Annotated in this window: 13 protein-coding genes; 11 read left to right on the top strand and 2 right to left on the bottom strand. The window is 64.6% G+C overall.

What is annotated here, in order from left to right:
• Positions 1 to 168 precede the first annotated feature (168 nt).
• Positions 169 to 1,704: an EAL domain-containing protein gene (locus tag I6L38_RS17420; RefSeq protein ID WP_216988789.1), complete on the bottom strand. Its 1,536-nt coding sequence runs from the start codon at positions 1,702 to 1,704 to the stop codon at positions 169 to 171.
• A gap of 540 nt (positions 1,705 to 2,244) precedes the next feature.
• On the opposite strand from I6L38_RS17420, the gene I6L38_RS17415 reads away from it, so the two are divergent.
• The gene (locus I6L38_RS17415; RefSeq protein ID WP_216988788.1) at positions 2,245 to 4,173 is read left to right on the top strand and encodes an RNase E specificity factor CsrD; all 1,929 of its coding nucleotides are present in this window, start codon (positions 2,245 to 2,247) and stop codon (positions 4,171 to 4,173) included.
• A gap of 89 nt (positions 4,174 to 4,262) precedes the next feature.
• On the opposite strand, the gene I6L38_RS17410 is transcribed toward I6L38_RS17415, so the two are convergent.
• Positions 4,263 to 5,210 (bottom strand): 1-aminocyclopropane-1-carboxylate deaminase/D-cysteine desulfhydrase, encoded by a 948-nt coding sequence (locus I6L38_RS17410; protein WP_216988787.1) that lies wholly within the window; start codon positions 5,208 to 5,210, stop codon positions 4,263 to 4,265.
• A gap of 69 nt (positions 5,211 to 5,279) precedes the next feature.
• Here I6L38_RS17410 and mshI point away from each other — a divergent pair, with 69 nt between their 5' ends.
• The 10 genes from mshI to I6L38_RS17360 all read left to right on the top strand — a co-directional run bounded on the left by mshI (position 5,280) and on the right by I6L38_RS17360 (position 15,189).
• The gene (mshI, locus tag I6L38_RS17405) at positions 5,280 to 6,143 is read left to right on the top strand and encodes an MSHA fimbrial biogenesis protein MshI (RefSeq protein WP_201882139.1); all 864 of its coding nucleotides are present in this window, start codon (positions 5,280 to 5,282) and stop codon (positions 6,141 to 6,143) included.
• Entirely contained in the window at positions 6,143 to 6,736 is a 594-nt protein-coding gene (locus tag I6L38_RS17400; RefSeq protein ID WP_201882136.1) for a PilN domain-containing protein, read from the top strand. The genes mshI and I6L38_RS17400 overlap by 1 nt, the downstream gene beginning before the upstream one ends.
• The gene (locus I6L38_RS17395; protein WP_201882134.1) at positions 6,736 to 7,383 is read left to right on the top strand and encodes an MSHA biogenesis protein MshJ; all 648 of its coding nucleotides are present in this window, start codon (positions 6,736 to 6,738) and stop codon (positions 7,381 to 7,383) included. The genes I6L38_RS17400 and I6L38_RS17395 overlap by 1 nt, the downstream gene beginning before the upstream one ends.
• Entirely contained in the window at positions 7,376 to 7,702 is a 327-nt protein-coding gene (locus I6L38_RS17390; protein WP_042049241.1) for an MSHA biogenesis protein MshK, read from the top strand. Before I6L38_RS17395 ends, I6L38_RS17390 begins: the two co-directional genes overlap by 8 nt.
• Before the next feature lie 70 nt (positions 7,703 to 7,772).
• Positions 7,773 to 9,503, top strand: coding sequence for a pilus (MSHA type) biogenesis protein MshL (gene mshL / locus I6L38_RS17385; RefSeq protein WP_099360337.1), 1,731 nt, complete (start codon positions 7,773 to 7,775; stop codon positions 9,501 to 9,503).
• A gap of 92 nt (positions 9,504 to 9,595) precedes the next feature.
• Positions 9,596 to 10,486, top strand: a complete 891-nt coding sequence (mshM, locus tag I6L38_RS17380) for an MSHA fimbrial biogenesis protein MshM (protein ID WP_201882132.1) — start codon at positions 9,596 to 9,598, stop codon at positions 10,484 to 10,486.
• Positions 10,483 to 11,592: a tetratricopeptide repeat protein gene (locus tag I6L38_RS17375; protein WP_201882130.1), complete on the top strand. Its 1,110-nt coding sequence runs from the start codon at positions 10,483 to 10,485 to the stop codon at positions 11,590 to 11,592. Before mshM ends, I6L38_RS17375 begins: the two co-directional genes overlap by 4 nt.
• A 32-nt stretch (positions 11,593 to 11,624) precedes the next feature.
• A complete protein-coding gene (mshE, locus tag I6L38_RS17370; protein ID WP_017778493.1) occupies positions 11,625 to 13,334 on the top strand; it encodes an MSHA fimbrial ATPase MshE in 1,710 nt (569 codons plus the stop codon).
• A 53-nt stretch (positions 13,335 to 13,387) separates the two neighbouring features.
• Complete coding sequence (mshG, locus tag I6L38_RS17365) at positions 13,388 to 14,608, top strand: MSHA fimbrial biogenesis protein MshG (protein WP_010635376.1); 1,221 nt, start codon at positions 13,388 to 13,390, stop codon at positions 14,606 to 14,608.
• A 119-nt stretch (positions 14,609 to 14,727) separates the two neighbouring features.
• Positions 14,728 to 15,189, top strand: a complete 462-nt coding sequence (locus tag I6L38_RS17360; RefSeq protein ID WP_216988786.1) for a hypothetical protein — start codon at positions 14,728 to 14,730, stop codon at positions 15,187 to 15,189.
• The last annotated feature ends 60 nt before the right edge of the window (positions 15,190 to 15,249 follow it).

Raw genomic sequence — 15,249 nt, 5'->3', positions numbered from 1 at the left:
TATGGAGCAGGATGGCACGTCACCGCAGTGACGGCCCTGCCAATGATAAAGGCTGTTGTCCGCGCAAGGAAAAAACATTTTGTTGCAAGATATGAGGGGAGCCGCATCAGCACCCGCTGCCAGCACAGAGTCGTGTTCGCCTGTGCGATCGAGAGGGCAGAGGCTGGCTCAGCGCTCGCCCCCGTGGTTCTGGTACCAGGCCAGCAGCCAGATCTTCAGCTTGGTCAGGGCCATGGGCGGGGCATAGACGTAACCCTGGATCAGGTGCACGCCGTGCTGGTCGAGATATTCCACCTGATCCTGGCGTTCGACCCCCTCGGCGATCATCTCCATGCCCGACTCGCGGCCAAAGGCGATGGTGGCATCCAGCACGCTGCGCTTGAGATCGTCTGTGCCTATGGTGTCGACGAACATCTTGTCGATCTTGATCTGGCGGATGCCGAGTCGCTGCAGGTAGGCGAAGCCGCCGTAACCGGTGCCGAAGTCATCCAGCTTGAAGTGGTAGCCCCGCTGCTGCAGGGCGCCGATCTCGGCGCTCGCCGTCTCGATGTCGGTGATGGGCTTGCGCTCGGTCAGCTCGAAGGTGAGCTGGGCGGGAGAGGGCCAGCCGTGGCGCAGCAGCAGATTGCGCAGGTGCGGTTGTTCCAGGTGAGAGGCCACTATGTTGACACTGACCCACTGGCCGGGGATGAGCTTGGGCAGGTCGGCGATGACTTTTTCCAGCAGCTGACTGGTCATGGGCAGGATCAGCTCCTGCTCTTCTGCATAGTCGATGAAGGCCCCCGGCGGGATCAGGCCGCCGCCCCGCTGCCAGCGCAGCAGCGCCTCGAATCCCACCACCTGCTGGCTGCGGCTGTCCACCACGGGTTGGTAGAAGGGGACGAACTCCCGCCGCGCCAGTCCGGCCTGCAACAATCCCTTGAGAGAGCGCCGGTAGTTGCGCAGCCCCCAGTAGGCCGCGACCAGCAGGGCCCCGATGGCGGCGCCGCACCAGAGCCCGTAGTAGCGGGCCTGCTGCAGGGCGTACTGCTCGAGCGCCCGGCCCGCCCACAGGGTCTGCCGGATCTGCTCGTGGGGATCGAGAAAACTGAGGCTGAGGCTTTGACTGCCTGCCTCCTCCTTGATGGCGCTGTCGCCGCGGGGGAAGGTCGGGCTGGAGCCCCCCGGTTGCAGCTGGCTGAATTCGAGGTAGAAGCAGTTGGCGCAGGGATATTGCAGCAGGGCGTGGCTCCAGCTGTTGCTCAGCACCCAGTAGACTATGTTGCCGCCGCTGCGGTAGTAGGCGACTATCTCCTGTTCGGTGTTGAAGCGGGCCTGGGTGGCCGCGATCCCGAAAGCATCCTGATTGGGGTAGGGGGGCAGCTCGGCCAGGGTGAAGGGCAGATCCATCCCCAGGCTGGAACAGCCGCCACCGGAGGCGAGCAGCAGCCCCTGAATGCGGATGTGTTCGTTGTAAAAACGGGGGGCCCGCAGCAATGCCATGTCCTGCTCGCCGCAGTCAAAATGGAACTGCACCAGCTGGTTGCGGATGCTCTCGTCCAGTACCTGATGGCGCTCCACCAGGGCGGCCTTGATCTCCTCTTTCTTCTTCTGCAGCAGCTGGTGGGCCAGGGTGCCGCCGAGCAGCTGGCTGAGGGGCAGACTGGCCAGCAGCGGCAGGCAGAACAGCAACAGAGTGAGCCAGAGTGGGGAGATAGTTCGCAAGGGGCACCTGCCTGATGGGCGAATAGGATGCATATGAGTGGCATCATCATAGTGCATTAGCTGCATCGATTTGAGCGGAGGCGATCACACTTGTGTCGTAGATTTATAATCTGCTGATAAATAATGGTTTTATAAAATCGGCTGCTGAAGATTCAATCGCTGACCTGTCATAAATGACAATTGTCCAGCTTATCTGAAGTGGCTAGAGTAGCCGTGCGGTTTGACTCACCGTGTGTTCAATACTCCTGTATCTGTTTTTTTGTCAGTAGCACAGAGTGTTAGTTTTGATATGAGTGTTTCTTTTGGTCCCCTCTGCGGGACCATTTTTCTGCCTGTCATTCGGCCCTGAGCCGTGCCCCCTTTCTCTTCCTTGATCCTCCTTTTTTGGCTGCCACCCTGTCCGGGGCTTGGTGTTCTCGCACCTGTTTGGGTATGCTCGCCCGCTTAATTCCAGAAGCGGGATCTTCGTCCATAGGCGCGCTTCAAGGTTGGCTGATACGATGAAGCCACATGGAAGTTGTCGGGCATACGGAAAGGTACATGAAACTGACCACCCAGCTTGTCTCGTTTATTACCCTGTGCGTCATCGCGGCCATGGCCATGGTGCTGCTTGGCGGGGTGTTCAGCTTTCGCGAGCTGGGCATGGAGCTGCAGCAGAAGAAGGTCAACTCCCTGGTGGAGATCATCGACAAGCAGCTGGAGATCGCCGACGATCATCAGGATCTCACCCGCTGGCTGCCGACCCTGCTGCGCTCGGCCCACGTGGTTGAGCTGGAGATCCGCCAGAACAAGCAGCGGATCTACTGGTTTCGCGACGTGCAGCAGCCGACCGACGAGAGCTTGCTGATCCCCTATCACCAGGCCATTCCCCATCAACCCGACATGCAGGCCGACTTCAAGCTGGAGCGGCCGTTCAAGGAGTTCGAGTACTCCATCAAGGCCATGTCCGGCATCTCCCTCGGCATCTTCATCGTGGTGTTCGGGCTCTGGTACTCCATCCGCTGGCTGCGCTTGCAGTTGCGCGGGGCCGAGCTGCTGGCGGAGCGGGCCCAGCTGATCCTGGACGGCAAACTGACCAAGCTGGCCCACGATCCGGCCGACGAGTGGCCGCAGTCAGCCAGCCAGGCCCTCGACTATCTGCTGGCCGAGCTGGCGGATGCCCGCAAGGAGCGCAGCCGCTTCGACAACTTCATCCGCAGCAACGCCTTCGTCGACAAGCTGACCGGCATCGGCAACCGGCTGTTCTTCGACAACCGGCTGGAGAGCGCCATCATGGAGGCGAGCGTGATGAGTGGCGGCGTGCTGCTGATCGAGCTGGCCGGGCTGGAGGAGCTGGATCCCGAGCTGAACGGCCGCCAGAGCCAGGATCTGCTGATGGAGGCGAGCGCCTCCATTGCCGCCTTCGTGCGCAAGCACAGCGGTGCCCTGCAGGCGCGCTATGCCGGTCAGGTGTTTGCGGTGCTGCTGCCCAACATGTCGGAGAGCGAGATGGTGGATGCCGCCGGCCAGCTGCACAAGAGTCTGCAGCGGCTGCACTGGCCCGAGGCGGTCAATGCCGACACCGCCGTCTATCTGGGGGCGGTCTGCTATCAGGCCGAGGACTCCTTGCTCAAGGTGCAGGAGGAGGCGGAGCTGGCGCTCAAGAGCGCGCAGCTGCAGGGCCACACCGGCTGGTTCCTCTACGAGAAGCAGCTGGACGAGGAGCAGAGCAGCAAGGGTACGGTGCGCTGGCGCACCCTTATCGGCCGGCGCATCGAGGAGCACGGCATCGACTTCTACGTGCAGCCGGTGCAGCAGGAGCGGGGTCAGGTGGTGCTGCAGCAGGATCTGCTGATCCGGATCCACGACGAGCAGGGACGGGAGCTGCAGGCTGGCGTCTTCATGCCGATGGCGGAGAAGGCGGGGCTGCTGCTGCCGCTGGATCGGCTGGTGGCACAGCAGACCCTCGCCCTGTTGCGTCAGCGCTCCGAGCAGAGCTGCCCCATCAGCCTGACTCTCTGCGCCCAGAGCCTGCTGCACCGGGAGTTCCAGCGCTGGCTGTTCTTCGATCTGTTCCAACTGCCGCGCAGCACCAACGAGCGGCTGATCCTGCAACTCTCCGAGGCCCAGGTGACCCGCCACTACGAGGCGCTCAAGCGGCCGCTGCGGGCACTGCGCATGCTGGGCTGCCAGCTGGCCATCGATCATGCCGGCCAGGACGTGGTGAGCACCCAGTACATCAAGGAGTTTGAGATCAACTTCCTCAAGCTGCACCCCAGCCTGGTGCGCGAGATCCACACCCGCCAGGTCAACCAGATGGCGGTACGCAGCCTGGTGGGGGGCTGTGCCAATACCCGCACCCGGGTTATCGCCGTGGGGGTGGAGAGCGGCGACGAGTGGAAGATGCTGCGCCACCTCGGGGTGCACGCCGGGCAGGGCCCCTGGTTCGCCGAGCCACAGCGGCTGGTGCTGGAACCGGCCGGCGCCTGACGGAGGCAAGAGAGGGTCGCTTGGGCGACCCTTTCTTTTTTTGTGGTCAAGAGCGGTGGTTCAGCGCCTGCGCCGCGCCCGACCGTCCGTCACAGGCGCCCCTGCTCTCTCAGCCCCGCCAGCCCCTGCATGCCGCCGGTGTGGATGAAGACGATCTTGCTGCCGCGCGGGATGCGGCCGGCCGCCAGTTCACGAAACAGCCCCCACATCGCCTTGCCGCTGTAGATGGGTTCGAGTGGCAGACCCGTCTCGGTGCTGAAGGACAGCACCCACTGCCAGAGCGCCGGAGTGAATTTGGCATAGCCGCCGTCGTGGTGATCCAGCGCGATCCGCCAGCCGGGCGTGTCGGCAGCGGCCGGATGGAGGCGGCGCACCTCGTCGGCGATGAAGCTCCCCCCCTTGAGCACGGCGATGGCGAGGATCTGTTCCGGCTCCCGCTTGCCGGCGATGAGCCCGGCCAGGGTGCCGCCGCTGGCACAGGGCAGCACCCAGAGATCCGGCGAGAAGGGTACCTCGTCGACCAGCTCGGCCACCCCGGGGATGGCCAGCGGGCTGCTGCCCCCCTCCGGCACTATCAGGGTCTCTTCATCCTGGAATTGGTCCAGCCAGGCTGGATCCTGCCGCCGCCGGTAGCTCTGGCGGTCGACAAAAATGAGATCCATGCCCCAGCCTTTCGCCGCGCTCAGGGTAGCGTTGCTGACGGCCTCCGGTTCCCCGCGTATGATGCCGGTAGTACGCAGGCCAGATTGGCACCCGGCCGCCGCCAGGGCATGGATATGATTGGAGTAGGCGCCGCCAAACGAGAGCAGATGGCGCTTACCTTGCTCCTCGGCATACCGCAGGTGGTACTTGAGCTTGCGCCACTTGTTGCCCGAGATGGCGGGGTGGATCAGATCGTCCCGTTTGCACCAGAGCTGGACATCATGGGCGTTCAACAGCGGGTGCGAGACAGCGTGCAGCGGCGAGGGCAGCAGGGCCGGTTGCAACGGCAACGACAAGCCGGATTGGGGCTGGGGTGGCAATGAGTAATCCGTCATTTATCTGGAGGCTAATGCTCTGTTTATGCTAAGGTTTAATCCATTTTTGGCGGCCAGGTGCGGGTTTCAATGAAACAACTTTTCAGACGTTCGACCCCGGGCGGGCAGGTGGGACTCCTGTTGGCCGGCGATCGGATCATGCTGGCTTCGCTTGGCAACCCACCCATCTTCGCCACCCGCGCCATCAACGGCCCGCAAGAGTGGTCTCAGGCCATGGGCGAGCTGTTCAGCCGCCACGGCCTCGCCAAGTCTAAGGTGCGAGTCGCCCTCGCGGCCAGCCTTTATCAACAGGTCCAGATCGACAAGCCGGCGGTGCCCGATGCCGAAATGGTCGGCGCCCTGCCCTGGGCGGTCAAGGATTACGTCAACGAGCCCGTGCTGCAGCTCGCCATGGATTATGTGGACCTGCCCACCCCGCCCGCTGGCCGGCCGCGCATCAACGTGATCTGCGTGCCCAAGGCCCGGGTGCAGCAGCTGGCGGATGCGGTCAATCAGGTGGCGACCCTGGAGGCCATCGTCAGCGACGAGTTGGCGATGACCGCCCTCTACGAGCCGGATCAGACGGTACGCATGCTGCTGTGGCAGCCGAAGGGGCAGGATCTGCAGTTGTTGGTGTTCCATCAGGGGGGGCTCTGCTTCTCCCGTCAGCTGCGTGGTTTCACGGCCCTCGCCGGCGAGCACGAGCCGGACGCCATGCTGCTCGACTCGCTGGCGCTGGAGATCCAGCGCTCCCTCGATTACCTGGCGGGCCAGCTCAAGCTGCCGGAACTCGGCCAGATGCAGCTCGCCATCGCCTCGCCCTTCATCGGCACCCTGGTGCGGCACATGGAGCAGACCTTCGGCTTTGCCGTCTCCGCCATGGCCAACAAGGCGATCCTGTCTGGAGTCGAATATCTCTCGGCCTATGCAGCGGCTCTGGGGGAGGATGCCTGATGAAACGTCAGATCAACCTCTATGGCGCCGAGTTTCGGCCCAGACGGCAGTGGGCCAGCCTCAACCAGATGGCGCTGGTGTGGGGCGCTTGCGTGCTGGCGCTGCTGTGCGCCGCCGCCGTCATCGGCTGGCAGCAGCACGGGGTCGAGCGCGAGCTGGCCCAGCTGCGGGCTGAACTGGAGGTCAAACGCGGCGAGGCGCAGCGGCTGGATGCCGAGCTGGCCCGTCACCAGGCCGATGGCCTGCTGCAGCAACAGCTTGCCACCAGGCAGGAGGAGCTGACAGCCAAGCAGGGCCTGATCAGGCAGCTGGGCAGCCTGGCGCTGCAAAAATCCAGGGGCTATGCCGGGCTGATGGCCGATCTCTCCCGCATCCGGGATCCGCAGCTCTCCTTGCAGCGGATCGAGATCGCCGACGGGCGTGTCAACCTGTCCGGTTTCGCCGGCCGCAGCCAGGACGTGCCGGCCTGGGTCAACCGTTTCAAGCAGACCCCCAGTCTGGCTGGCAAGCAGTTTGGTGAATTGACCTTGAGCCGTGACAAGGAGGGCCGGCTGGCCTTCCAGCTCAGCGGCATCGAACGGGAGAAGCCCTGATGAGCCTGAAAGCGCAGTGGCAGGCCTGGGCAGACAAGCTGGCCGCCCTCAGCCAGCGTGAGCGGGTACTGATCATGCTGACCGGCGTGGTGCTGGTCGGTGCCATCTCCACCTATGGTTGGCTGGATGCCGCCGTGGTGCGGCTGGAGCAGGATCGGCTGGCGCTGAGCTCTGCCCAGCGGGATCTGGAGGTCATGGATCTCGAGAACCAGGGCAAGCAGGCCAGGCTGGCGCGGGATCCGGATCAAAACGTGCGCACCCAGCTGGCTGGCGTGGATGAGGAGATCGGCAAACTGGATGCGGCGCTCAAGGCCCAGACGGTGGATCTGATCCAGGCCCACGAGATGCCGGAAGTGCTGGAGGCGCTGCTGTCGCGCTCCGCCAATCTGCACATGGTGGCGCTCACTTCGCTGGCGCCCGAGCCGCTGATGGCGGGCGAGCAGCGCATCAACCTGTTCAAGCACGGCATCCGCCTCAAGCTGGAGGGCGGCTATTTCGACGTCTACCAGTACCTCAAGGCGCTGGAGGCGCTGCCGCGCCACTTCTACTGGAAGCAGTTTGACTATCAGGTGCAGGAGCACCCCAAGGCCGTGGTGGAGATGGAGATCTACACCCTCAGCACCAGCAAGGAGTTCATTCGTGGCTAGATGGTTTCCTCTGTGGGCGTGTCTGTTCACCCTGCTGGCCCAGGCGCAGACCGAGGTGTTGCAGGATCCCACCGCTCCCTTGAGCGGCGTCACCAGTGGCGCCAGTGCGACCGGTTCCCGCGAGGCCGGTCTGCCCAGGCTGCAGAGCATCATGCTGGGCAACGGCCCGGCACTGGCGGTGCTCAACGGCAACAGTTATCGGGTCGGCCAGCAGGTCGAGGGCTATCGTGTGGTGGCCATCAGTGCAGATGCCGTGGTGCTGGAGAAGGGGGGCAAGCGCCAGTCGCTGACCCTGTTTGCCAGCAAAATCCGCATCTGAACGCGCTCCGTCCGGGATGGGCGGGGCCAGGTTTGTCGAGTTTAATTGCAAGTCAGGGCGCACTAATTACATGAAAAAACATCATCTCTGCCTGATTTCCGTGGCCGTGCTGACGGCAGGCTGTACCAGCTACCGTCACCCAGAACCCGTGCAGGCCAAGGACGCGCTTCGGCATGCCATGACCGAGCAGAGCAAGGCCGGCGCATTGACCAGCGTACCCAAGTCGGTACAGAGCGAACTGCTGCAACTGAACCGCCCGCCCCAGGCCATCAGCATGCCGGAGCCCAGGCTGCGCATCGCCGCGCACGACGTGGATGCGGTGGAATTTTTCGGCTCTCTGTTCAAGGGCTCCCGCTACAGCGTGGCGGTGCACCCCGGGGTGGCCGGCCAGATCTCGGTCGAGCTCAAGGACGTGACCCTGACCGAAGTGCTGGCGGTGGTGGGTGACATGTACGGCTTCGATGTGCAGCGCAAGGGCAACGTGTTTCACGTCTACCCGGCCGGGTTGCGTACCGAGACCATTCCGGTCAACTACCTGATGATGTCCCGGCGCGGCCTCTCCCGCACCTCGGTCAGCACCGGCGGGGTGGCCTCTAACGACAGCAACAGCAGCAATAACAACAACTTCGATAACGCCAACGGCAGTACCAACAACAACACCAGCAACCGCTCCTCCAATGGCGGCTCGGGCAGTGACGGCAACGGCACCCGCATCGAGACCGACACCAACAGCGACTACTGGACCGATCTGCGCGATACCCTGCAGACCCTGATCGGCAGCGGCGACGGCCGCGCCGTCATCACCAGCCCGCAGGCGGGTCTGGTCACCGTCCGGGCCTATCCGAAGGAGCTCAAGGCGGTGCGCGAGTTCCTCAACCAGTCTGAGAGTCATCTCAAGCGCCAGGTGGTGCTGGAGGCGCGGATCCTGGAGGTGGCCCTCAGCGAAGGCTACGAGCAGGGGGTGGACTGGAGCGGATTGACGGCCAGCTGGGATGGCAACAAGGGTATTCCGACGGTGGCTCAGCCCATCCTGACTGCTCCGGGCAGCGACCCTGCGTACAAGCTGTTGAACGGTGCCGGTTCGCTGGGAACCAGCCTGGTGGGCGCAACAAACCCGATTTTCAAGGCAATTGGTGGTGGTGCCGGTTTTACCATCACGGATGGCAACTTCAACGTGGCGGTCAACCTGCTCAAGACCCAGGGGGATGTGAATACCCTCTCCAGCCCGCGGGTGACGGCGACCAACAACCAGAAGGCGGTGATCAAGGTGGGGACCGACGAGTATTTCGTCACCAACGCCTCCACCACGACCACCACCTCAGGGACATCGGCACCGATAGTCACGCCCAATGTAGAGCTGACCCCCTTCTTCTCCGGCATCGCGCTGGATGTGACGCCGCAGATCGACGAAGAGGGCAAGGTGCTGCTGCATATCCACCCCTCCGTCATCGACACCGAAGAGCAGAAGAAAACCATCGATGTCGGCACGGCGGATCCCTTGGTCCTGCCGCTGGCCAGGAGCTCGATCCGCGAGTCCGATACCGTGGTGCAGGCCAACAACGGCGACATCATCGTCATCGGTGGCCTGATGAAGACCGACAAGCAGGAGATCGTCAGCAAGGTGCCGCTGCTGGGGGACATCCCCTGGGTCGGCGAGGCCTTCACCAACCGGCGCGAAAGCACCAAGAAGGTGGAGCTGGTGATCCTGCTCAAACCGACCGTGGTGGAGAAGGACACCTGGCAGAACGAACTGCAGCGCTCCTCCGAACTGCTCGACAAATGGTATCCCCCCAAGGGTTGATGGCATGAACGCGTATCAGGCTCTGTCCCCTGGTCTGGTGCTGCCGGGTGGTCTGTTGCAGACCACCCGGCCTTGGCGTGGGAGCTGACGACATGTACCTGAACCACTTCGGGCTGCAGGAGGCCCCCTTCGGCCTCACTCCCAACACCGGTTTCTATTACGGGCTGCCCCCGCACGAGGAGGCGCTGCAGGTGCTCAACTGGGCGCTGGCACAGGGGGAGGGCTTCATCAAGGTGACCGGCGAGGTCGGCACCGGCAAGACCCTGCTCTGCCGCAAGCTGCTGAGCGAGCTGGGATCCGAGGAGCAGCCGGTGCGTCTGGCCTGGCTGCCCAACCCCCATCTCACGCCGGCCGAGCTGCGCATCGCCCTGGCGCTGGAGCTGGGGTTGCCGGTGCGGGATCAGAGCGAGCTGGATCTGACCGACCGCATCCATCGCCACCTTATCAGCCTGCATCGGCAGGGGAGCCGGGTGGTGGTGCTGATCGACGAGGCGCAGGCGCTGCCGGACGAGACGCTGGAAGCAATCCGGCTGTTTGGCAACCTGGAGACCGAGTCGAGCAAGCTGCTGCAGATCGTGCTGTTCGGCCAGCCCGAGCTGGATAGCCGGTTGGCCAAGCCCCATCTGCGCCAGCTGCGCCAGCGGATCGGCTTCTCCTACTGCCTGCGGCCGCTGCGGTTCGACGAAACCCGCGCCTATCTGGAGCACAGATTGCACATCTCCGGTTATCGCGGGGCCCCGCTGTTTGGTGGGGCGGCCCTGCGCCAGCTGTGGCGCGCCTCGCGCGGCATCCCGCGGCTCATCAACATACTGGCACAGAAGTGCCTGATGCTGGCCTACGGTCAGGGGGCGCGCCAGATCGACGGCCGGCTGGTGCGACTGGCCGTGCGCGACACCGATGACGCTCGCCGCCTGCTGTCGCGGCGCTGGTGGCCGCTGCTGTTGCTGCTGGGCTGCGCCCTCGCCTATGGAGTCTGGCAATGAGCGTGATCAATCAGATGCTCAAGGATCTGGAACAGCGCCAGCAGGGGGGCGAGGGAGCCGTCTATGTGCCGCCCGTCCGCCAGCAGGGCTGGTGGATGTTGCTGCTGACCCTGATCTGCGGGCTGGCCCTCGGCATTCTGGGCTGGCGTACCTGGATCTACTGGCAGCAGAGCCAGCGGGTCGCTGAAGTTCGTCAGTTGCAGGCGGCTGGCGAGCCCACACCGGACGCCGTTGCCCACGCCGTGCCCGCCCTTGTGCCGGCCAGTGCAGAACAGGAACCGGTGGATCAGGTGGTGGCGCTGCCGACCCCGCGCCAGCTTGCCCCATCGCCGGCCGCCGAACCGAGACAGGCGCCGGCTGCGCAGGAAGAGGCTGTCGCCGACGAGGCAGACGTAGCGGCCGTCGACGAGGAGGGGCCGAGCGACGAGGAGCTGCAACCCGACCTCTATGCCGAACTGGCGGCGGAGCAGGAGGCCCCCGCGGCCGCGCCGCGCAAGCCCGGCATCCTCAAGATAGAGACGGTCAACCTCTCCGAGGCCGAGCTGGCCACCCTGGCCGAGCGCAAGGCCACCACCGCCATGGCCAAGGGCCAGCTGCGCGATGCCCAGGACAACTACTATCAGGTGCTGGCCCACGATCCCCGCAATCAGGGGGCGCGCGAGCAGCTGGCGGGTCTGCTCTACGGCGAGGGGCGGTTGAGCGAGGCGAGCCAGTTGCTGGAGGAGGGGCTCAGGCTCGATCCGGGGCAGGCGGATTTTCGGCTGTTGCTGGCGCGGCTCGCCATCAGTGGCGGTGATCAGCGCAAGGCGCTGGATTGGCTGACCGGCTACCGACCGGATCTCGCCAGCAATCTGGACTATTACGCCACCTGGGCCGGGCTCAGCCAGGAGCTGGGCCAGCACACCGAGGCGGCGGATCTCTATGTGAAATTGTTGCGCCAGCAGCCGGATCAAGGCCGCTGGTGGCTCGGGCTCGGCGTGGCCGAGGATGGGCAGGGCCACAGCCAGCGGGCGCTGGACGCTTATCGCAATGCCCAGTTGCACGGCAACCTGGGCGAGGCCTCGACCAGCTGGCTTGAACAGCGTATTGCCCAGCTCGCCCCCTGACGGGTGGCCGGGATCACTTTTTTGGAGTTTGCATGGCACAACCCAGACTGAAAATGCGCCTCGGCGACCTGCTGGTACAAGAGCAGATCATCTCGGATGATCAGCTGCAGCTCGCCCTGCAGCAGCAGCGTCAGACCGGCCGCAAGCTGGGCACCACCCTGATCGATCTCGGCTTCATCAGCGAGGTGCAGCTGCTGCAGTTCCTCGCCCGCCAGCTGGACGTGCCCTTCTTCGATCTCAACAACCTCACCATAGATGCGTCGGCGGTGCCGCTGCTGCCGGAAGTGCAGGCGCGCCGCTACCGGGCGCTGGCGGTCAACCTCACCGACAACAGGGTGACGGTGGCCATGTCGGATCCGGCGGACCTGAGCGCCCTCGACGCCATCGCCGCCCTGCTCAGTCCCCGCGAGATGGTGCTGGCGGTGGCCCGGGAAGGGCAGCTGCTGGAGTATTTCGACCGCCTCTATCGCCGCACCCGCGAAATAGAGAGCTTCGCCGAGCAGCTGCACGAGGAGTATCAGGACGCCGGCTTCGAGCTCGGCTCCAGCAACCTGGGGGCCGGCGACGAGGGGGAGGCGACGGTGGCCAAGCTGCTGCGCTCCCTGTTCGAGGACGCGGTGCAGGTGGGGGCCTCCGACATTCACATCGAGCCGGACGAGAAGGTGCTGCGCATTCGCCAGCGCATCGACGGTATCCTGCACGAGAACATATTGAGCGAGGTGCGCATCGCCCAGGCGCTGGTGCTGCGGCTCAAGCTGGTGGCCGGGCTCGACATCTCCGAGAAGCGGTTGCCGCAGGATGGCCGCTTCAACATGAAGGTGCGCGGCCGCGACGTGGATGTGCGGATGTCGACCATGCCGGTGCAGTACGGCGAGTCCGTGGTGATGCGGCTGCTGGACCAATCCTCCGGCATCCTGTCGCTGACCGAGACCGGCATGCCGCCGGAGATCCTGACCCGCTTCCGGCGCCAGCTCAAACGGCCCCACGGCATGATCCTGGTGACGGGCCCCACCGGCAGCGGCAAGACCACCACCCTCTACGGCGCTCTCTCCGAGCTCAACCAGGCCAGCCAGAAGATCATCACGGTGGAAGATCCGGTGGAATACCGGCTGCCCAGGGTCAATCAGGTGCAGGTCAATCCCAAGATCGGGCTTACCTTCTCCCACGTGCTGCGCTCCACCCTGCGCCAGGACCCAGACATATTGCTGGTGGGGGAGATGCGGGACAACGAAACGGTGGAGATCGGCCTGCGCGGTGCCATCACTGGCCACCTGGTGCTGACCACGTTGCACACCAACGACGCCGTCACCAGCGCCCTGCGCCTCATCGACATGGGGGCGCCCGGCTATCTGGTGGCGAGTGCGCTGCGGGCCGTGGTGGCCCAGCGGCTGGTGCGGCGGGTGTGCGAGCACTGCGTGGAGGAGAAGGCGCCGGACGAGGGGCAGGCCACCTGGCTGACCGTGCTCTCCGGCGAAGCGCCGGGGGCACACGTCTACCACAAGGGACGCGGCTGCCAGAGCTGCAACTTCACCGGCTACGCCGGCCGGATCGGGGTGTATGAGTTGCTGGAGCTGGATCAGCCCATGATGGATGCCCTGCGCCGCAACGACGCCGAAGGGTTTGCCAGGGCGGCGCGGGAGCACGAGCACTACCGACCCCTGGCCCTGACGGCGCTCGACTATGCCCGCCAGGGGATCACCTCGGTGGACGAGGTGCTGAGACTGGCCGAGGATCTGGGGTAAGTGATGACCAACTTCATCGGCAGTGAACGGGGCCGGCTGGCGCGAGGCACACCATGAGCAGCTTTGCCTACAAGGGGCGCGACAGCCAGGGCAATGCCGTCAGCGGCGTGGTGGACGCGGCCAACGAGATGGCCGCGGCCGAGCAGCTGATGCGTCGCGGCGTGATGCCGACCGAGTTGAAACCCGGCAAGGCGAAGGCGGCCGCCCTCGACTGGTCCCTGTTGCTGGAGCGGGGCGTGCGGCTGGACGAGCTGGTGGTGTTCAGCCGCCAGATGTATGCCCTGACCCGGGCCGGCATCCCCATCCTGCGCGCCATCGCCGGGCTGGAGGAGAGTGCCCACAGCAAGCCGCTCAAGCGGGCGCTGCACGCGCTGGGGGAGGATCTGGGCAACGGCCGGCCGCTGTCGAGTTCGATGCAGGCTCACCCCAGGGTGTTCAGCAGCCTGTTCGTGGCCATCATCCACGTGGGGGAGAACACGGGTCAGCTGGAAGAGGCGTTCTTGCAACTGGCCAACTATTTCGAGCTGGAGCTGGAAACCCGCAAGCGGATCAAGACCGCCATGCGCTACCCCAGCTTCGTGCTGATTGCCATCGGCATCGCCATGGTGATCCTCAACATCATGGTGATCCCGGTCTTTGCCGGCATGTTCGCCAAATTTGGCGTCGAGCTGCCGCTGGCGACCCGGATCCTGCTCGCTACCTCCCACTTCTTCGTGCACTACTGGTGGGTGATGCTCGGCGTGCTGCTGGCCATGGTGTTTGGCTGGCGGCACTGGGTCAGCACGGTCAAGGGCAAGCTGACCTGGCACAGATGGCAGCTCAAGTTGCCGATCGTCGGCACCATCATAGAGCGCTCCCTGCTGGCCCGCTTCGCCCGCAGCTTCTCCATGATGCTCAAGGCCGGGGTGCCGCTCAACACGGCGCTGAGCCTGGTGGCCGACGCGGTGGACAACGCGCACATGGCGGGGCGGATCCGCGACATGCGGGCCGGCATCGAGCGGGGCGAGAGCCTGCTGCGTACCGCCGGGGCCAGCGGCCTGTTTACCCCGCTGGTGATGCAGATGATCGCGGTGGGGGAAGAGACCGGCCAGGTCGATGATCTGCTGCACGAGGCGGCCGAGTATTACGAACGGGAGGTGGATTATGACCTCAAGAGCCTCACCGCCCGGATCGAGCCGATCCTGATCGGGATCGTGGCGGTCATGGTGTTGATCCTGGCGCTGGGTATCTTTACGCCGATGTGGGACATGATGCGGGCCGTACGCGGCAAATAGCCGGTATCTTTACCGTCACTGCGGGGCATGGTGTGCGCCGTACGCGGCAAATAGCCGGTCAACGAGGCGGGATATGATGCGGGCGGTGTGGATAAGCGGCAGAGCGTGGAGCGAGACGGGTGAGTCGACAGTCACAACAGGATGAGCACTGGCTGGGAGGCTATCGGCGACTGGCCGCGGTGATCCTGTTGCTGATCATGGTGGCGACCCTGGCCCGGAGCTATCTTGTCCATCGGGAGGAGGCGCTGGCAGTCAGCCTGACCCTGCTGGGGGAGCAGTTTGCCGAGCGAGCCCAGCGCCTGCACGGACTCTGGCTCGAGCAGCGACGACCGGCCCTGTTGCACGTCGACGGGGTGGCCTGGCAGTTTGATGCGCAGGGCTGGCCGCTGGGTAGCGGTGACCCGCTGACTCCCTCCGAGCATTGCCGCTGGCTGTGGGATCGGCTCATCGGCGCAACGGCCTCGACCCAGCCGCCGGTGCAGGCCCTGGCGAGCCTGGATGGCACCGGATGTGAGTTCGGCTTGGAACCTAATTGGCTGATTTATCACTTTTCTGACGGCAGAGTGCTGGAAAAGCCCTGAATGAGGCTTTTTTTGCGAGCCAGCTAAATGATTTTTTTGTATCTACATGAAATAATGTGG

Source organism: Aeromonas sp. FDAARGOS 1408 (assembly GCF_019048665.1).
GTDB lineage: Bacteria > Pseudomonadota > Gammaproteobacteria > Enterobacterales > Aeromonadaceae > Aeromonas > Aeromonas dhakensis.
Note: the sequence above shows the minus strand (reverse complement) of the source record. Positions and strands in the feature narration are given on the sequence as shown.